The sequence below is a fragment of the Aeromicrobium sp. genome, from assembly GCF_047606445.1.
Taxonomy (GTDB): domain Bacteria; phylum Actinomycetota; class Actinomycetes; order Propionibacteriales; family Nocardioidaceae; genus Aeromicrobium.
The window spans coordinates 1-17,953 of the sequence record NZ_JASGEK010000032.1 but is presented as its reverse complement, the minus strand read 5'-3'; the positions used below and the strand labels follow the sequence as shown (position 1 = coordinate 17,953).

The following is a 17,953-nucleotide window of genomic DNA, read 5'->3' as shown; positions in this document are numbered from 1 at the left end:
AGAACACCGCAGCAGGTGTGGCCCTAGGAGGCCCTGCTGCGGCAGGCGACTACCAACTGCTTCCGCATAGTGGGCAGCGTACCCCAGGGCCGGCGACGATGGAAGACTGGGACCGTGCCTTCCCCCATCGACGTCCCCGAACTGGTGGCGCGCGCGCTGGACCTGTCGCGACAGCGCGGCTTCATCACCTCCACCCGCCATGAGACCGGTCGCCTGCTGGCCGCGCTGGCCGCCTCGCGCACGGGCCGCCTCGCCGAGTTGGGCACCGGCACGGGCGTCGGCTCGGCCTGGCTGGCCAGCGGCGCGCCGGAGGACGCCCGGATCGTCAGCGCCGAGCTCGACCCGGCGCTCGCCGAGGAGGTGCAGCGCATCTTCGCCGACGTCGAGAGCATCGAGATCGTCTCGGGCGACTGGACCGCCATCGAGACGCACGCGCCGTTCTCCCTGGTGTTCGTCGACGTGCGCGAGGTGATGGCCGAGATCGACCACCTCGCCGACCTGCTGGAGCCGGGCGGCATCGCGGTCCTCGACGACTTCACGCCGTCACCCCACTGGCCGCCGATCGTCGACGGCCAGGTCGACTCGATCCGCGAGCAGTGGCTGACCGACGAGCGCTTCGTCGCGGTGGAGATGCTGATCGACGAGGGCGCCAGCCTCGTCATCGCGACCCGCCGCTGAGCCGAGCAGGCGCAGGAAAAGCTGCGTCAGCGGTCCGATGAGCGTCGCGTAGAGGATCGTTCCGACGCCGATCGTGCCGCCGAGGACGAAGCCGACGGCGACGACACTGAGTTCGATGGCGGTGCGGATGCGTCGCACGCTCCATCCGGTGCGCCGTGCGAGGCCGTCCCAGAGCCCGTCGCGCGGCCCCGTGCCGAGGCCGGCGCCGACGTAGAGGGCTCCGGCCACCGCGTTGCCGACGACGCCCGCCGTCAAGAAGGCGATCTGGACGGCGAGGTCGTCGGGCGTCGGCAGCACCGCCAGCGTGACGTCGGCGGCGACGCCCACGAGCAGCACGTTGAGCACGGTGCCGACGCCGGGACGTTGGCGCAGCGGGATCCAGGCGAGCATGACCAGCGCGCCGGTCACGATGACGACCCGCCCGAAGGACAGCGGGGTCAGCCGTGTCACGCCCTCGTGGAACACGTCCCAGGGCGCCAGGCCGAGCCCCGCCTCGACGAGCAGCGCCATCGTCGCGCCGTAGAGCCATAGGCCGACGAGCAGCCGGGTCAGGCGCGCCATGACTCGACCGCCTCGTGGGCGTGGCTGCGCGGGCCGGGGCGGTCCCCGTGACCGTCGGAGAGTGTCAGAACGAGGGAGCGCGAGACCGCCCAGCAGGCGAGCAGCGCGAGGAGGATCCAGAACATGAGTCCAGCATGAGTCAAATTGGCCTTGCTTTGAATAGCCAATTAAGAGACAGTGGACTCATGGCCCCTACCCTCTCCGCCCGTCGCCTCGCCGCCGTCATCGGCGAGCTCGACGCCGACGGCCCCGCGTACGTCGAGATCACCGACCGCATCCGCGTCGCCGCCCTCGACGGACGGATCGCCGACGGCGCCCGGCTGCCGAGCGAGCGGGAGCTGGCCGCCGTGCTCGGGGTCAGCCGCACCACGACCTCCCGCGTCTACGCCGAGCTGCGCGACGCGGGCCTGATCGAGTCCCGCCGCGGTTCCGGCAGCACCATCGCCCTGCCATTGGAGGCGTCCACGGCCAGCTCGCTCATCAGCACCTCGACCGACCCCGACGCCCTCGCCTTCACCTACTCCGCGCCGGTGGGGCCGCCCGGCATGGCGCGGGCCTTCGAGCGCGCCTGCGAGAAGCTGCCCAGCCTGCTGGCGACCAGCGGCTACCTGCCCGACGGCCTGCCCGTCCTGCGCGAGCTGATCGCCGAGCAGTACCGACGGCGCGGCCTGCCGACCGACCCCGAGCAGATCATCGTCACCAACGGGGCGATGGGCGCGATCTCGCTGCTCGCGCGCACCCTGCTCTCCCCCGGAGACCGGGTGCTGGTCGAGGGCAGCAGCTATCCGCACGCTCACGACGCCATCGTGGCCTCGGGCGGCCGGCTCACCCCGCTACCGGTCGGCGGCTCGCCGTGGGACATCGAGTCGATGACGGCAGCGCTGGCGGCCGGACGGCACACGATGACCTACCTCATCCCCGACTTCCACAATCCGACCGCGTCGGTCATGACGCTGGCCGAACGCGAGGCCTGGGGGCGTGAGCTGGACCGGCACGGCGTGATCGCGGTGGTCGACGAGTCGATGCGCGAGGTCAACCTCGACGGGATCGACCTGCCGCCGAGCCTGGCCGCCTTCGACCCGTCGGCGGTACTGGTCGGCTCGTCGTCCAAGACCTACTGGGGCGGCCTGCGGGTGGGCTGGCTGCGCGCCCCGAAGCACCTGGTGATGACGCTCGTGCAGGCGCGCATGATCGGCGACCTCGGCACCTCGGCCTTCGACCAGATGGTCGTCGCCGAGCTGCTCGCCGACGGCGGCCAGACTGCGGCGGCCGGACGCGCGGCGCTACGGGCCGGACGCGACCATCTGCTCGCCGAGCTGGCCGAGCGGCTGCCGGAGGTCGAGGCCCCGTGTCCGGCGGGCGGTCTGAGCGTGTGGGTCACCCTGCCCGGCCACATCTCGACGCGCCTGTGCGCGGCGGCCGAGCGCCGCAAGCTGCTGCTCACTCCCGGGCCGCGGTTCTTCACCCAGGCCAGCCGCCTCGGCGAGCGGCACACCCGCATCCCCTACGCGCACAGCCCCGAGCAGCTCAGCGAGGCCGTCGCCCGCCTGCGCCTGGCCCTCGACGAGGTCCAAGGCGGCCGCGCCGCGCCCCCGCGCCCCTCGGACGCCTCGCTCGACCTCATCGCCTGAGACGAGAAATGCGCCGTGTTGGGTCATTTCCCCGAGAGGAAACGACCCAACACGGCGCAAATCTGGGAGATCAGCGGGCCGCGGAGCCCTCGACGTAGTCCTCGTCGCTCTGCTTCCAGGCGAAGTGAGCCCGCAGGTTCTTGCCGGTGGCCTCGATCGGGTGGCCGGCCTCCTTCTCGCGCAGCTCCAAGAACTCCTTCGCGCCGTTGTCCTGGTCGGCGATGAAGCGCTCGGCGAAGGCGCCGGACTGGATGTCGGCCAGCACCGCCTGCATGCGCTCCTTGACGCCGACGTCGATGACGCGCGGTCCGGAGACGTAGTCGCCGTACTCGGCGGTGTCGGAGATGCTCCAACGCTGCTTGGCGATGCCGCCCTCCCACATGAGGTCGACGATGAGCTTGAGCTCGTGCAGCACCTCGAAGTAGGCGATCTCCGGCTGGTAGCCAGCCTCGGTCAGCGTCTCGAAGCCCGCCTGGACCAGGTGCGACACACCGCCGCAGAGCACTGCCTGCTCGCCGAACAGGTCGGTCTCGGTCTCCTCGGTGAAGGTTGTCTTGATGACGCCCGCGCGGGTGCCGCCGATGGCCTTCGCGTACGACAGGGCCAGATCCCAGGCCTTGCCGGTGGCGTCCTGCTCGACGCCGATGATGTCGGGGATGCCACGACCGGCGACGAACTCACGGCGCACCGTGTGGCCGGGGGCCTTCGGCGCGACCAGCGCGACGTCGACGCCCTCGGGGGCGGTGATGTAGCCGAAGCGGATGTTGAAGCCGTGACCGAAGATCAGCGCGTCGCCGGCGACGAGGTGCGGAGCGATCTCCTCGGCGTACAGGGTGCGCTGCACCTGGTCGGGCGCGAGGATCACGACGACGTCGGCCTCCTCGACGGCCTCGGCCACGGGCAGGACGCGCAGGCCCTCGGCCTCGGCCTTCTCCTTGCTCTTGGAGCCTTCCTTCAGGCCGATGCGGACGTCGACGCCCGAGTCGCGCAGGTTGAGCGCGTGGGCGTGACCCTGGCTGCCGTAGCCGATGACCGCGACGTGGCGGCCCTGGATGATCGACAGGTCGGCGTCGTCGTCATAGAACAACTCGGGCACGTTTTCTCCTCAGATGATGGGGCAGGGTGGTTCAGCCAGCGTGCGAACCGGGCACGGAACGCAGGCTGCGGTCGGTGATGGAGCGCGCGCCGCGACCGATCGCGACGCGGCCGGACTGGGCGATCTCACGGATGCCGAAGGGCTCCAGCACGTTCAGCATGGCGTTGAGCTTGCCGGAGTCGCCGGTGGCCTCGATGGTCACCGCGTCGTGGGACACGTCCACGACCTTCGCGCGGAACAGCTGCACCATCTCCAGCACCTGTCCGCGCGTCGAGGCGTCGGTCTTGACCTTGATCAGCATCAGCTCGCGCTCGACGGCCGAGCCGGAGTCGAGCTCGACGATCTTGAGCACGTTGACCAGCTTGTTGAGCTGCTTGGTGACCTGCTCCAACGGCAGTTCGTCGACGTTGACGACGATCGTCATGCGGCTGATCTCGGGGATCTCGGTCGGCCCGACGGCCAGCGACTCGATGTTGAAGCCACGGCGCATGAAGAGGCTGGACACGCGCGCGAGCACGCCCGGCGTGTTCTCGACCAGCACCGACAGGGTGTGTTGCGTCGTCACAGTTCGTCGTCCTCCCAGTCGGGCGCGAGGTCGCGCGCGATCTTGATGTCGTCATTGCTCGTGCCGGCGGCGACCATCGGCCAGACCATCGCGTCGCGCTCGACCACGAAGTCGATCACGACCGGACGGTCGGTGACGGCCATCGCCTGTTCGATGGTGGCGTCGAGGTCGTCCTCGGACTCGCACCGCAGGCCGACGCAACCGTACGCCTCGGCCAGCTTCACGAAGTCGGGGATGCGCAGCGCGCCGATCTCCTCCGGCCCGGTGTTGAGGTCGGTGTTGGAGTAGCGGCCGTCGTAGAAGAGGGTCTGCCACTGGCGCACCATGCCGAGCGAGGAGTTGTTGATCACCGCGACCTTGATCGGGATGCCCTCGATGGCGCAGGTGGCGAGCTCCTGGTTGGTCATCTGGAAGCAGCCGTCGCCGTCGATGGCCCACACGACCCGCTCGGGGTCGCCCACCTGGGCGCCCATCGCGGCCGGGACCGCGTAGCCCATCGTGCCGGCGCCGCCGGAGTTGAGCCACTGGCGCGGGCGCTCGAAGTCGAGGAAGTGCGCGGCCCACATCTGGTGCTGGCCGACGCCCGCCGCGTAGACCGCCTCGGGGCCGGCGATGGCGCTGAGCCGCTCGATGACGGTCTGCGGCGCCAGGCCCGCCTCGGGGCGCTCGTAGGCCACCGGGTACTTGGCCTTGATCTTGGCCATCTGGTCGCGCCAGGCCGTGTAGTCGCCGCGCTCGCCGTCCTCGGCCAGCGCGCCCAGCACCGCCAGGAGGTCCGTGAGCACCTCGCGGCAGTCGCCCACGATCGGCACGTCGGCGTGACGGTTCTTGGAGATCTCCGCCGGGTCGATGTCGGCGTGGATGATCTTGGCCCCGACCGCGAAGGAGTCGAGGTTGCCGGTGACCCGGTCGTCGAAGCGCGCGCCGAGGCTGATCAGCAGATCGGCCTTCTGCAGCGCCGCGACCGCCGAGACGCTGCCGTGCATGCCGGGCATGCCCATGTGCAGCTCGTGGCTGTCGGGGAAGGCGCCGCGCGCCATCAGCGTGGTGACGACCGGCAGTCCATAGGTCTCGGCGAGGGTCAGCAGCTCGGCCGAGGCGTCGGCCTTGACGACGCCGCCGCCGACGTAGAGCACCGGCTGCTTCGCCTCGACGATCATGCGGGCGGCCTCGCGCACCTGCTTGCCGTGCGGGTGCGTGGTGGGCCGGTAGCCCGGCAGCGCCAGCTCGGTCGGCCAGTCGAAGGCGGTGGTGGCCTGCAGGGCGTCCTTGGCGATGTCGACGAGCACCGGGCCCGGACGGCCGGTGCCGGCGATGTGGAAGGCCTCGGCGACGACCCGCGGGATCTGCGCGGCGTCGGTGACGAGGAAGCTGTGCTTGGTGATCGGCATCGTGATGCCGCGGATGTCGGCCTCTTGGAAGCCGTCGGTGCCGATCAGGTGGCTCGAGACCTGCCCGGTGATCGCCACGATGGGCACCGAGTCCATGTAGGCGTCGGCGATGGCCGTGACGAGGTTCGTGGCGCCCGGGCCGGAGGTCGCCATGCAGACGCCGACGCGGCCGGTGGCCATCGCGTAGCCCTGAGCGGCGTGGCCGGCGCCCTGCTCGTGGCGCACCAGGATGTGACGGATCGAGGAGTCGAAGAGCGGGTCGTACGCCGGCAGGATCGCGCCGCCGGGGATCCCGAAGATGACCTCGACGCCCGCGTGCTCCAACGACCGGACGAGGCTCTGCGCCCCGGTGAGCGTCACCCGCTCCGGCTCGATCGGCCGTGCGGTCGTCTGGGCGTTCGGCTGGCCCGCCATGCTCTGTCCTCCAGGTGTCGCTGGGTGGTCGTGTCGGTGTCTATCACAGTGGTCTCGTCGTGCCATAAAAAAAGCCCCCGGCCACCATGGCAGACGAGGGATGACGCGCGCCCCGAAGGACGGTCACGTCAGACGAGTACGACAAGTCGTTCCAACACGCGACCCAGTGTGTCCCTCTCGCAGCGCCAGGTCAAGTCCCGGCGTGGCGCGTACCACCATATGGACGACCCGCGCCCGCGTCGGCCCCCGACGAGCCTACGATGACGGGCGTGACGCCTCGCCCCGCCTCCCGCCTCCTGACCGTCCTCGCCGTGGCGGCCCTCACGCTGAGCGCCTGCGGCGACGGGCGTCCGAGCGTCGAGGAGATCGAGAAGGGCGTCGTCGCCGACGACTCGATCTTCCCGATCCCCGCGCAGGACGCCGAGTGCGCGGCCACGCGGCTCGCGGAGTCGAAACTGCCCGACGAGGATGTGCTCGCCGTCGCCGAGGCCGACGCGAAGCACGAGAAATCCAACCAGTTCTGGGATTTCTACACCGAGACCCTGTCCGAATGCGCCACTGCGGGCTAACCCCTCTCCTCCGTGCCGTTCACCCTCCATTGAGGACCGCATCACTCGCGCGTCACCGGCGTCGGGTTGAATAGCTGCCGCGTGGCAGTCGTCACGCGAGACTCGATCTGGGGGTTCCCGACATGAAGAAGACACTGGCGTTCGGCGCGGTCACGGCGATGATCGCGCTCACCTCGGCCTGCGGCGGCGGCCGACCCACGGCCGACGAGCTGTCCGCCGCCATCCAGGAGGACGACCACCCCGTCGGCTCGGTGATCGGCGACGCCCTCACCGAGGATCTCGCCGACTGCATGGCCAAGGTCTACGTGGACTCCGACCTGTCCGACGACACCCTCAACGCCATGCTCGAGGGCGACGAGGACTACAAGGGGTCCGACGAGGAGAAGGAGAAGCTCACCGAGGTCTCCCAGGAGGCCGGCACCGAGTGCGCCGAGTTCATCGGAACCGAGTGACCTGACCCACACCCGGCGCGGGGCCCGCAGACCGTCCTGGTCGGCGGGCCCCTTAGTCTTTCCGACACCCGCCAAGCGAAGGAGCCCGCTGGTGAAGAAGTCCCTGACCGTCGCCGCGGTCGCTCTGCTCGCCACCACCGCGGCCTGTGGCTCACGCCCGTCCGCCGACGAGCTCGCCGACGCGCTCCAGGAACAGGCCGGCCACCTCGTCACTCCCGAGGCCACCGACTGCATGGCCCAGGCGCTCGTCGACTCCGACGTGTCCGACGAGACGCTGAGACAGATCGCCGACGGCGACTTCTACGTCTCGGACTCGATGATCGAGTTCCCCGGGAGCGACGACGACGCCTACGAGATCATCAGGCAGTGCGTCACGGACGACACCACGCCAGCCGAGAACGCCGAGTGAGGAAAACTGTGAAGAAGTCTCTGACCGTCATGATCGTGGCGCTGCTCGCCACCACCGCCGCTTGCGGGTCGCGCCCCTCCGTCGACCACCTCGCCGACAGTTTCGTCGAGGGCAATCGTGTCTTCGGCAGCAAGCTCACCGAGGGGCAGGCGAAGTGCTACGCCGAGCTGCTGCACGAGTCGGACCTGACCGACGAGCAGTTGAAGGCCGTCGCCGAGGGCGATCTGGACGAGGTCGGCGAGGAGGCGCTGAAGATCGCGACGGAGAAGGGCGCGGACTGCGTCACCAAGTGAGGCCGTCTCACCAGGGAGAGGCGGCGTAGTCCTTGAGGAACACCCCGCGTAGGTCCTCGCCGGCCTCGCCGCGCACGATCGGGTCGTAGACGCGGGCCGCGCCGTCGACCAGGTCGAGCGGGGCCTTGAAGCCCTCCTCGGCCAGCCGGACCTTCGTCGTGTACGGGCGCTCGTCGGTGATCCAGCCGGTGTCGACGGCCGTCATGAGGATCTGGTCGGTCTCGAACATCTCCTCCGCGCTCGTGCGGGTGAGCATGTTGAGCGCCGCCTTGGCCATGTTCGTGTGCGGATGCCCGGCCCCCTTGTAGCGGCGGCCGAACTGGCCCTCCATCGCCGAGACGTTGACCACGTAGGCGCGACGTCGCTCGGCGGCGGCCCGCGCCATCGCGGGGCGCAGCCGACTGATGAGGATGAACGGCGCGACGCTGTTGCACAGCTGCACCTCCAGCAGCTCCAGCGCGTCGACCTCGCCGACGGTCTGCACCCAACTGTTGGTGTCGACCACGTCGGGCAGCAGGCCGCCGGCGTCGATCCGGTCGACGTCGGCCGAGCCCGCGCTGAGGGCCAGCGCGGTCAGCTCGTCGGCGGTCGTGGCGTCGCGGGCGAGCACCGGATGGGACTCGACCGAGCCGACGAGCGCGGCGGGGTGGGCGTCGCTGGTGTGCCCGAAGGTGACCAATTCGACCGGCGACCCGGCGGGCAGCGGCTGCGACTCGGCGTCGGCGAGCGCCGAGTAGGCCCCCGGCTGACGTTTGACGGTCTGCGCGGCGTTGTTGACGAGGATGTCGAGCGGACCGGCGACGGCGAGGTCGTCGGCCAGGCCGATCACCTGGGCAGGGTCGCGCAAGTCGATGCCGACCACTTTGAGCCGGTGCAGCCAGTCGGCGGAGTCCTCCATCTGGGAGTAGCGGCGCACCGCGTCGCGCGGGAAGCGCGTGGTGATGGTCAGGTGCGCGCCGTCGCGCAGCAGCCGCAGCGCGATGTACATGCCGATCTTCGCCCGGCCGCCGGTGAGCAGCGCGCGGCGTCCGGTCAGGTCGGTGCGGGCGTCGCGTTTGGCGTGGCTGAACGCCGCGCACTCGGGGCACAGCTGGTGGTAGAAGGCGTCGACGGTCGTGTACTTGTTCTTGCAGATGTAGCAGCCGCGCGGCACCAACAGCTCGCCCGCGGTCGCGCCTTTGGCGTGGGAGACCAGCGGGATGCCGGCGGTCTCGTCGTCGATGCGGCGGGCCGAGCCGGTGGCGGTCGACTCGATGACCGCACGGTCGGCGGCGTTGACCGCGTCGCGCTTGACTTGGCGGCGGTGACGCTTGGCGTCTTTGAAGAACGTCGAGGTCGCGCGGCGCAGCGCGATGAAGTCGGGGTGCTCGTTGTCGAGCTGGCCGGCCTCCTTGAGGACGCGCAGCGCGATGCCGAGGTCGTCGGGGTCGATGCTCCTCACGAACACCGATCCTCCCACGTCCGCGCGGGGGCGGCGGTCAGCGGGCGAGGTCGTCGAGGTCGAAGGAGACCCCGAAGGGGCGCTCGACCGTCACCGTCTCGCCGGAGCGCCAGGTTCCGAGGTCGGTGTAGACCTCGGCGCCGGGGTCGAGCGCGTAGGCGGCGAGCGTGAGGTCGGGGTCGGTCTCGATCCGCCAGAAACCCTCGATCCCCGCCTTCGCGTACTGCGCGGGCTTCACGATCCGGTCGTTGCGACGCGAGCCGGGCGAGACCACCTCGACGGCGAGCACCATGTCGGTCGGGCCGAGCCAGCGGACCGACGGGTCGGTGTCACGCCGGACCACCGCCGCGTCGGGTTGCCTGTAATCGCGAGTTCCCAGTTGGACTCCCACCTCCGTCATGGCGAGGTAGTCATCGCCCAACAATCGCGACAGCACCACGATGAGCCGATGCGCGACCAACGCGTGGCCCCACTGCGCCGGGGGACTCAACTCCAGCCTCCCGTCGACCAGCTCGGCCTTGCCCTCGTGATCGGGCATGTCCTCGACCGTGTACCGCCGCTCGTACCCGACGTCCAACGTCGACATGACCCACCTCCTGCCGTCAGTGTTCCAGAGATGCCCCACATGCGGCCAGCATCGAAGACACCTCGGAATCTGTCGAACAAGTTGTCCACACGCGGCGGCCAGGCCGCGCTACGGTGCCTCTATGCGGCTCATCCCCATCCCCCGCGAGGCCCGACACCTGCTCGACGACGGCGAGGAGATACTGACCTGGGAGACCGCGCAGCCGGCTCTCGGCGAGGACCGGCGCGGCAAGACCGGACGACCACGGGTCGTCGCGAAGGTCCACTGGAACCTCTTCCGCTACCTGAACCCGCTCAACTGGGACTCGCCGCCGATCGAGTTCGAGGACGGGGTGGCCGCGCGGTGGGTCGGTGGCGTCATGGTCGCCGGCGAGGCGCACGGCCTCGCCGCGACCCTGCACGATGCCTTCGCCACGACCGAGCCCGGAGCGGCGGTGATGGCGACGTCGCGACGTCTGCTCGTCGCCTCCTCCGCCATCGGCCGCGACCCGGCCGTCGTCCAGTCGGTCTCCCTCGCCGAGGTGTCCGACGCCCGCTGGCGGCCTCGCCCGCTCATGGCCGGACGGATCGTGGTCGGCTTCGCCGACGGCTCCCGCCTCGCGCTGATGTGCGGCATGATCTTCCCCTTCGCCGCGCGACGCCTCCGCCAGGCGATCCGCTCGGCCCGCAGCGTGACGCCGTGACCCGTACCGTCCAGCGCGACCGCCGCCCGACCGCGGCCTCGTCGCCTGGCCCCCGGTTGCTCCCAGGCGGCGCGCACGGCAGGATGGCCTGCTGTGATCCAGCCCTCGCTCGTGCACTTCTACGACCTCGCCAGCGCCGACGGCACGCCCCTGCGCGCCTGGACCAATCAGGGTGAGGGACCGAATGTCGTCATCTCCAACGGACTCGGCACGAATCCGTACGTCTGGCCGTCGCTGTTGCAGCCCGACAGCGGGTTCCGGGTCGTCGGCTGGAACCACCGCGGCATCGGCGGGTCGGGGCGGCCCGACTCCGACCACATCGGCGTCGAGGCCCATCTAGACGACCTGATCGCCGTCATGGACGACGCGGGCATGGAGTCGGCGCTGATCCCCTGTTGGTCGATCGGCGTCAACGTCGCCTTCGAGTTCGCGATCCGGCATCCCGAACGAGTCCGAGGCATCCTGGCGGTCGCCGGGGTGCCCGGCGCCACGTTCTCCACCATGTTGGAACCGCTGCGGGTTCCGTCGTTCGTGGCCGGGCCGCTCATGGTCAACGCCGCGCGCGCCGGCGCGGTGCTGGGACACGGCCTCAAACCCGTGGTCAACGCCATCCCGTGGACCCCGGCCACTGTGGGTCTGGCCAAGCGGACCGGCTTCTTCGCCGCCGGCACCGACCCGGCGATCCTGCAGACGGTGCTGCAGGAGTACTGCGCCATGCATCCGGCCTGGTACGCCAAACTCGCGCTCGCGGCGGCGAAGCACGACCGGGTCCCGCTGTCGAAGGTCCGGGCGCCCACCACCATGATCGCCGCCAGCCGTGACCTGCTGGCCGGACCGTCGGCCATGCGCTCGGCGGCCCGGCGCATCCCCGGAGCCCGTTTCCGAGAGGTCGAGGGCACGCACTTCGTCCTGTTGGAGCGTCCCGACATCGTCCTGGAGGAACTGCGACGGCTGAGCGAACGCGTCGGCGCCGACGCGTAGGCTCGGGCGCATGAGCCCGGAGCGTTTCCACGACCGCGTCTGGGACGCGCTGGCCGGAGTCGACCGGGAGGCCTTCCAGATCGTCGCCGCGCCCGCCCCGGACGCCGGACGGATCGTCGAGGTCGAGCAGGCGGTCGGCTTTCCCGTGCCCGCCGAGGTCGTCGCCTTCGTCGAGCGGGCCAACGGCCTGTGCGTCATGGCGCGCGAGGAGGTCTGGCCGGAGCCGGAGGCCTTCTCCGTCGGGCCGGCCTGGACGTTCTGGCGCGGCCTGGTGCTGCTCGGCTTCGACGTGGAGGGCCTGCCCGCGTGGGCGAGCGTGTCCGGGGCACTCGTCCGCCTGGCCGAGCAGGAGGTCGACGGCGTGCTGCCGGTGCTGCAGATCGTCGGCGACGACGGGCGCGCCTGGGGCGTGCGCGCCGACGGCGTCGTCGTGGAGGTGATGGAGGGCGACGTGTACGAATTGGAGGGAGGGCTCCTCGACGTGGTCGCCGAGCAGGTCGCCGAACTCCTGCAACGTCAGCGCGCCTTCGCCGAGCGCGACTGACCCCGGCGCCGCGCTGTAGCGTGTCGGCCATGACCTCGACTCCCGTGCTGCGCATGCCCTTCACGTTGCCGAATGGCACGGTGGTCCCGAACCGGCTGGCGAAGGCGGCGTTGAGCGAGTCGTTGGCTGGGCCGGGCCTGTCGCCGGGCGAGGAGATCAAGACCCTCTACCGGCGGTGGGCCGCCAACGGCCAGGGTCTGACCATCACCGGCAACGTGATGGTGGACCGGCGGGCGCTCGGCGAGCCCGGCAACGTGGTCGTCGAGGACGACCGCCACGCCGACGACCTGCGGGAGTGGGCCGACATCGTCACCGGCGGCGGTTCGGTGGGGCTGGTGCAGATCAACCATCCGGGCCGCCAGTCGCCCCGCACGTTGAGCGCGCATCCGGTCGCCCCGTCGGCCATCGCCGTGCCGGGGGTGGCGGGGTCGTTCGCGACGACCGCGCGGATCGTCGCCCAGGCCGGTTTCCACGGGGTGCAGATCCACGGCGCCCACGGCTATCTGGTGAGCCAGTTCCTGTCGCCGCTGTCGAACCAGCGCACCGACCAGTGGGGCGGCACCCCGGAGAACCGCCGCCGCTTCCTGCTGGAGCTGGTCGCCGCGATCCGGGAGGCCATCGGCCCCGACAAGGTGCTGGCGGTGAAGTTGAACTCGGCGGACTTCCAGCGGGGCGGGTTCGACGAGGACGAGTCATTGGAGGTCGTGCACGCTTTGGCCGCGGCGGGCATCGACTTGTTGGAGGTCTCCGGCGGCACCTACTCCTCGGCCGCCATGCTCGGCGTCAGCGACTCAGTCAAGGAGAGCACCCGCAAGCGGGAGGCCTACTTCTTGGACTACGCGCTGCGGGTGCGGGCCGAGCTGCCCGGCCTGCCCCTCATGCTGACCGGCGGGTTCCGCACCGCCGAGGCGATGGAGGACGCGGTCGCCTCCGGCGGGATCGACCTCGTCGGGCTGGGCCGGCCCCTGGCCGTCGCGCCGGACTCCCCCGCCAGCCTGTTGGACGGCAGCCTGGACGAGGTCGTGACCCAGCCGCGTCGTGCGGGGGTCAAACTCCTCGACGGTCTCACCGAGCTCACCTACTACACCGTGCAGATGTGGCGTATGGCCGTCGGCAAGGAGCCCGCCCCGAACCGCCACCAGCTGGTCAACGTCGCCGCCTACACCCTCCGCCACGGCCTCGACGCCATCCGCCTCCCCCTGCGCGGACGCTGATTCCTCTCACCGCCTGCGAAACGGCGTACGCTCGGGACGTGACCTCCACGCGCATCACCGCCAACCCGGCTGGGTGCCAGTGGGAACCGACCACGACGCCACCGAGTTCGCCGTGAACACGATCCGCACCTGGCGGCAGGCAACCGGACGAGCCGTCTACCCAACACGACCCACCTCACAGGCATCAAAATCCCCGACCACCGGATGAAACCCTCAACACCCACGGCGTCCTCACCCGCCACGACTGACACGCGAATGGAACTGCACGCTCCACCCGACACGCACGCCTGAATAATCAGAGAGCCCTCACGCCGAACGAGGACACTCTGGCCCATCCGGTCACGTAGCCACGCCGAACAGCCGACCTCCCTGCATCAATCATCTAGACTCCGCCTGTGAGGAATCTCATCCGGATCGGCGCGGTCGTGATCGTGATCCTCGTCGCGGCGCGGGTCGTGTTCGGCCTGACCACCGCCGACACGACCAACTCGCCCGAGCCGGGCGCTGCGGACGCCTCACCGGAGCCGGTCAGCCTGGTCATCGGCGCGGCGGGCGACATCCTGCCCCACTCGCCGCTCATCAACCAGGCGCGCGGCTACGCGGGCGGCGGTCCCGACGACTACGACTTCTCCCCGATGTTCACCGACGTCGCCGGGCTCCTCGGCGCGGCCGACCTCACCCTCTGCCATCTGGAGGCGCCGATGAGCGCCGAGGCGTCCGCGATGGCGGCGTCGGCGGGGCTCACCTTCGACAGTCCGCCGCAGCTCGCGCAAGCCCTCGCCGGAGCCGGGTACGGCGGGTGCGACTTCGCCTCCAACCACACCCTCGACCAGGGCGTCTCCGGACTGGCCGACACACAGACGGCCGTCGAGGCGGCGGGGCTGCGCTACGTCGGCCCGACCGCCCGTCAAGAGCAGTCCGGACAGCCGGCCCTCTACGAGGTCGACGGTCTGTCGATCGCCCACCTGGCCTACAGCTACACCGTCGGCAATCACACCGCGCGGCCGAACACCGACGTGCCCGACGAGGCCCCGTGGCTCGCCGACAATCTATGGCCCGCCGTCGGCGCGCAGGGCATCATCGCCGACGCCCAGGAGGCCCGCGACGCCGGAGCCGACTTCGTGATCGCGGCGATGCACTGGGGCGAGGAGTACCGCACCGAACCGACCGACGAGCAGCGTCAGATCGCCCGCGAGGTGTTGGAGTCCAGTGCAGTCGACCTGATCCTGGGCACCCACGTCCACGTCATCCAGCCGTGCGAGAAGATCAACGGCCGGTATGTCTTCTACGGTCTGGGCAACTTCCTGTCCAACCAGGCGCCGAGCACGGCCAACAGCCTCAAACCCGAGACCCAGGAGGGCATGATCACACACGTGACACTGACCCGCGACGGCGACGGCGAGGTCACCTCCTCGGCCACGGTGCAGCCGACCCGGGTGCGGATCGCCGACCATGTAATCCAACTCGCGACGCCCGAACAGCATCCCGAGACCTTCCAGCGCACCATGAGCACCCTGTCGCTCCTGGGCGAGAGCTCCTGCGACGCCCAGCCGATGAGCTGAACCACCCGACCTCTCGAAGGAGAACCATGCAGACCACCGACATCTCCGCCGTCGTCACCGGGGCCGCCTCCGGGCTCGGCGCCGCCACTGCGGCCGCCCTCGCCGCCGGCGGCGCGCGCGTCGTCGGGCTCGACCTCGACGTGTCGAACGCGCCCGAGGTCGAGGGCGTCACCTACGTCCAGACCGACGTGACCGACGAGGAACAGGTCCGCGCGGCCGTCGCCGTGGCCGCCGAGCAGGGACCGCTGCGCGTGGCGGTGAACTGCGCGGGCATCGGACCGTCGGCCCGGATCCTCGGCCGCAAGGGCACGCACGACCTCGCCCTGTACGCCAAGGTGGTCCAGGTGAACCTCGTCGGCACGTTCACAGTGCTGACGCTGGCCGCCGAGGCCATGGCGGCCACGGAGCCGCTGGAGGACGGACAGCGCGGCGTCGTCGTCAACACCGCCTCGATCGCCGCTTACGACGGCCAGATCGGCCAGGCCGCCTACGCCTCGTCGAAGGGCGGCGTCGTCGGGCTCACGCTGCCGGCCGCCCGCGACCTCGCCCAGCACGGCATCCGGGTCAACACCATCGCGCCGGGCGTCGTCGAGACGCCGATGCTCGCCACCGTCAGCGACGAGTTCCGCGCCGGGCTCGCCGCGGGCGTCCCCTTCCCGCAGCGCCTCGGCCGCCCCGAGGAGTACGCGCAGCTGGTGGAGTTCATCGTGGCGCACGACTACCTCAACGGCGAGACCATCCGGATGGACGGTGCCCTGCGCATGGCCCCGCGATGATCGAGGCCGACCGGCTGTTCGTGAAGATCTGCGGTCTGCGCACGTCCGCCGACGTCGACGCCGCAGTCGAGGCGGGCGCGGACGCGGTCGGCTTCGTGCTGAGCGCGACCAGCCCGCGCGCGGTCGACGTCGACACGGCCCGCGCCCTCGTCGCGCACGCCGCCGGCCGCGCGACGACCGTGCTGGTCGTCCACGACGTGACGGCCGCGGAGGCGGTGGAGGCCGCCCGGACCGTCGGCGTCGACGTCCTGCAGACCCATGGCTACCGCGCCGACGACACCGCCGAGTTGAACCAGTTCCCGCGCGTGTGGCGGGCCGTCTCCCTCGCCAAGGAGCCGCGGCCCCGGGTCGGCGCGCACGGAGAGGAGCTGCTGCTGCTCGACTCGCCCCGCGCGGGCTCCGGCGAGCGCTGGGACCTCGGCGCACTCGCCGACGCCGACCTCGACGGCCCGTGGCTGCTGGCCGGCGGCCTCGCGCCCGACAATGTCGCGCAGGCGGTGGCCGAGGCGCGGCCGGGGGGCGTCGACGTGTCCAGCGGCGTCGAGTCCGCCCCGGGCGTCAAGGACCACGCCCTCATCGCGACGTTCGTCGCGAACGCGCGCGCTCGGTGACCCACGCGCCGAAGGCCACACCGGCGCCGATGCCGACGCAGATGGTGGCCGCCTGGCCGAAATAGGCCGCGCCGGACCCCTCCCCCATCTCCTGCAAGATGCCGAAGAACACCGGGATGCCGGGCAGCAGCGCGCCGGTGACGCCCATGAGGGCCAGCACGGGCTGCGGATAGCCGGTGCGCGCGGCGAGCACGACCGTCAGCACGCCGAGCACGACCGCGCTCGCCGAGTTCGCCCACAGCGTCGGCGCGTCGGCCACGCGCAGCAGCACCTGGTTCACCGTGCCGGTGACGACGCCGAGAGTGGCGGCAGGCCCCACGAGCGAGAGCGTGCCGCCGTTGGCGAAGGCGTTGGCGATGGCGCCCAGCGCCGAGAAGACGAGGATCGCGTACCAGGGGAAGGTCGGCAGATGGTCGAGCTTGGGGTGGTCCATGTCGAGCAGCTCGCCGAGCGCGAAGGTGAAGGCCCCGCCGACGAAGACGCCGACGCCGGCGACCAGCACGCTCGCCACTCGGGTCAGCGCCGACAGGTGGTCGGCGTCGATGGCGTCGGTGACCGCGCCGATGATCTGCGGCAACGGCAGGAGCAGCAGCCAGGTCACGGCGATGGCGGCCGCCGCGCCGACCGGGTCGACGAAGCCGATCTTCACCAGCAGCGTCGCGAAGGCGCCGCCCGCCGAGCTGCACACCGCCGCCGAGAGCAGGCTCGGCATCGTCCAGCGCGCCGTGAGCAGGCCGGTCAGCGAGGTCACGACCTGCACCAGCGCCGCGGCCACCCACGCGTGCCAGGTGACGCCCACCTGCATGCTGATGGCGAAGGCGAGCAACGTCATGCCGAAGGCCCGCGCCCACCAGGGGGTCGCCGTGCGCCGGAGGAGGGCGACCCGGCGGTGCGCGTCAGCCAGGTCGGGCTGCTCCCCACGGTCCGTCAACTCGTCGGCCACGGCGCTCAACTTGCGCGCCCGCGCGCAGTCGACGAAGTCGAGCGCCTTCGCCGCGCCCTGCACCGAGACCGTGCCGCCGTCGGGCGACGTCGTCTCCAACAGCAACAACCGGCCGAAGGAGTTGAAGCCGAGCGAGCTCAGCCCCAGCGAGCGCGCACAGTCCCGCAGCACCCGCTCGGTCTGCCCGCTGGTCTGGCCCGACTCCACGAAGCCGTAGCCCAGTTCGGCCAACAGCTCCAGGCGGTCGCGGGCGTCGGCGGCGCTCAGCTCCATGGCGCGATTCTAGGGAGGCGGCGACCCGCGCGACTCCCCGAGAGTCCGCCCGCCACACTCCGAGACACCGTGGCCTCGCGGCCCCGTGAGGTCGTAACGTGGGCACTACCCGCAACGGAAGAAGGAAACATGGCTGATTACAGCTTGCCCGACTTGAACTACGACTACGGCGCCCTCGACCCCCACATCTCCGGCAAGATCATGGAGCTCCACCACTCCAAACACCACGCCAACTACGTCAACGGACTCAACACCGCGCTGGAGAAGCTCGAAGAAGCCCG

At 70.8% G+C, this 17,953-nt stretch carries 21 protein-coding genes and 1 pseudogene; 15 read left to right on the top strand and 7 right to left on the bottom strand.

Annotated features, from left to right (window positions below):
* The first annotated feature begins 114 nt into the window (after window positions 1-114).
* On the top strand, window positions 115-678 hold the full coding sequence (locus QM621_RS07595) for an O-methyltransferase (RefSeq protein WP_414989769.1): 564 nt from the start codon (window positions 115-117) through the stop codon (window positions 676-678).
* A 548-nt stretch (window positions 679-1,226) separates the two neighbouring features.
* Here the strand turns inward: QM621_RS07595 and QM621_RS07590 are convergent.
* Window positions 1,227-1,364, bottom strand: a complete 138-nt coding sequence (locus tag QM621_RS07590) for a hypothetical protein (RefSeq protein WP_414989768.1) — start codon at window positions 1,362-1,364, stop codon at window positions 1,227-1,229.
* Window positions 1,365-1,424: 60 nt separating this feature from the next.
* Between QM621_RS07590 and QM621_RS07585 the strand changes: the two genes are divergently transcribed.
* A complete protein-coding gene (locus tag QM621_RS07585; protein WP_414989767.1) occupies window positions 1,425-2,870 on the top strand; it encodes a PLP-dependent aminotransferase family protein in 1,446 nt (481 codons plus the stop codon).
* 70 nt (window positions 2,871-2,940) lie between these two features.
* On the opposite strand, the gene ilvC is transcribed toward QM621_RS07585, so the two are convergent.
* From ilvC to QM621_RS07570, 3 genes are read right to left on the bottom strand one after another with little or no spacing between them, the layout of a single operon-like run.
* Complete coding sequence (gene ilvC, locus QM621_RS07580) at window positions 2,941-3,966, bottom strand: ketol-acid reductoisomerase (protein ID WP_414989766.1); 1,026 nt, start codon at window positions 3,964-3,966, stop codon at window positions 2,941-2,943.
* A 31-nt stretch (window positions 3,967-3,997) separates the two neighbouring features.
* Complete coding sequence (gene ilvN, locus QM621_RS07575) at window positions 3,998-4,531, bottom strand: acetolactate synthase small subunit (RefSeq protein WP_414989765.1); 534 nt, start codon at window positions 4,529-4,531, stop codon at window positions 3,998-4,000.
* Complete coding sequence (locus tag QM621_RS07570) at window positions 4,528-6,336, bottom strand: acetolactate synthase large subunit (RefSeq protein ID WP_414989764.1); 1,809 nt, start codon at window positions 6,334-6,336, stop codon at window positions 4,528-4,530. The genes ilvN and QM621_RS07570 overlap by 4 nt, the downstream gene beginning before the upstream one ends.
* 269 nt (window positions 6,337-6,605) lie before the next feature.
* Between QM621_RS07570 and QM621_RS07565 the strand changes: the two genes are divergently transcribed.
* The 4 genes from QM621_RS07565 to QM621_RS07550 all read left to right on the top strand — a co-directional run bounded on the left by QM621_RS07565 (window position 6,606) and on the right by QM621_RS07550 (window position 8,059).
* Window positions 6,606-6,905, top strand: a complete 300-nt coding sequence (locus QM621_RS07565) for a hypothetical protein (protein ID WP_414989763.1) — start codon at window positions 6,606-6,608, stop codon at window positions 6,903-6,905.
* Window positions 6,906-7,027: 122 nt separating this feature from the next.
* Window positions 7,028-7,357, top strand: coding sequence for a hypothetical protein (locus tag QM621_RS07560; RefSeq protein ID WP_414989762.1), 330 nt, complete (start codon window positions 7,028-7,030; stop codon window positions 7,355-7,357).
* Between the two features lie 91 nt (window positions 7,358-7,448).
* Window positions 7,449-7,766, top strand: a complete 318-nt coding sequence (locus QM621_RS07555) for a hypothetical protein (RefSeq protein ID WP_414989761.1) — start codon at window positions 7,449-7,451, stop codon at window positions 7,764-7,766.
* Window positions 7,767-7,774: 8 nt separating this feature from the next.
* On the top strand, window positions 7,775-8,059 hold the full coding sequence (locus QM621_RS07550) for a hypothetical protein (RefSeq protein ID WP_414989760.1): 285 nt from the start codon (window positions 7,775-7,777) through the stop codon (window positions 8,057-8,059).
* Between the two features lie 7 nt (window positions 8,060-8,066).
* On the opposite strand, the gene QM621_RS07545 is transcribed toward QM621_RS07550, so the two are convergent.
* Together QM621_RS07545 and QM621_RS07540 are read right to left on the bottom strand one after the other, a co-directional pair.
* Complete coding sequence (locus tag QM621_RS07545; RefSeq protein ID WP_414989759.1) at window positions 8,067-9,500, bottom strand: SDR family NAD(P)-dependent oxidoreductase; 1,434 nt, start codon at window positions 9,498-9,500, stop codon at window positions 8,067-8,069.
* 37 nt (window positions 9,501-9,537) lie between these two features.
* A complete protein-coding gene (locus tag QM621_RS07540) occupies window positions 9,538-10,086 on the bottom strand; it encodes a Uma2 family endonuclease (protein WP_414989758.1) in 549 nt (182 codons plus the stop codon).
* 121 nt (window positions 10,087-10,207) lie between these two features.
* On the opposite strand from QM621_RS07540, the gene QM621_RS07535 reads away from it, so the two are divergent.
* From QM621_RS07535 to QM621_RS07500, 8 genes are all read left to right on the top strand, one after another.
* Complete coding sequence (locus QM621_RS07535) at window positions 10,208-10,768, top strand: hypothetical protein (RefSeq protein ID WP_414989757.1); 561 nt, start codon at window positions 10,208-10,210, stop codon at window positions 10,766-10,768.
* A 93-nt stretch (window positions 10,769-10,861) separates the two neighbouring features.
* Window positions 10,862-11,749 carry an alpha/beta fold hydrolase gene (locus QM621_RS07530; protein ID WP_414989756.1) on the top strand — a complete coding sequence of 296 codons (888 nt, stop codon included), beginning with the start codon at window positions 10,862-10,864 and terminating at the stop codon, window positions 11,747-11,749.
* Between the two features lie 10 nt (window positions 11,750-11,759).
* On the top strand, window positions 11,760-12,293 hold the full coding sequence (locus QM621_RS07525; RefSeq protein WP_414989755.1) for a hypothetical protein: 534 nt from the start codon (window positions 11,760-11,762) through the stop codon (window positions 12,291-12,293).
* Window positions 12,294-12,322: 29 nt separating this feature from the next.
* Complete coding sequence (locus QM621_RS07520; protein ID WP_414989754.1) at window positions 12,323-13,507, top strand: NADH:flavin oxidoreductase/NADH oxidase family protein; 1,185 nt, start codon at window positions 12,323-12,325, stop codon at window positions 13,505-13,507.
* Between the two features lie 13 nt (window positions 13,508-13,520).
* On the top strand, window positions 13,521-13,715 hold the full coding sequence (locus QM621_RS07515) for an ISAzo13-like element transposase-related protein (protein ID WP_414989820.1): 195 nt from the start codon (window positions 13,521-13,523) through the stop codon (window positions 13,713-13,715).
* Between the two features lie 187 nt (window positions 13,716-13,902).
* Complete coding sequence (locus tag QM621_RS07510; RefSeq protein ID WP_414989753.1) at window positions 13,903-15,069, top strand: CapA family protein; 1,167 nt, start codon at window positions 13,903-13,905, stop codon at window positions 15,067-15,069.
* A 26-nt stretch (window positions 15,070-15,095) separates the two neighbouring features.
* Entirely contained in the window at window positions 15,096-15,845 is a 750-nt protein-coding gene (locus QM621_RS07505; RefSeq protein WP_414989752.1) for an SDR family NAD(P)-dependent oxidoreductase, read from the top strand.
* On the top strand, window positions 15,842-16,456 hold the full coding sequence (locus QM621_RS07500) for a phosphoribosylanthranilate isomerase (RefSeq protein ID WP_414989751.1): 615 nt from the start codon (window positions 15,842-15,844) through the stop codon (window positions 16,454-16,456). Before QM621_RS07505 ends, QM621_RS07500 begins: the two co-directional genes overlap by 4 nt.
* Here QM621_RS07500 and QM621_RS07495 read toward each other — a convergent pair.
* Window positions 16,419-17,672 (bottom strand): threonine/serine exporter family protein, encoded by a 1,254-nt coding sequence (locus QM621_RS07495; protein ID WP_414989750.1) that lies wholly within the window; start codon window positions 17,670-17,672, stop codon window positions 16,419-16,421. The two genes, QM621_RS07500 and QM621_RS07495, sit on opposite strands and share 38 nt — an antisense overlap.
* 129 nt (window positions 17,673-17,801) lie before the next feature.
* Between QM621_RS07495 and QM621_RS07490 the strand changes: the two are divergent.
* Window positions 17,802-17,953, top strand: a pseudogene (locus tag QM621_RS07490) (superoxide dismutase); the annotation flags it as partial.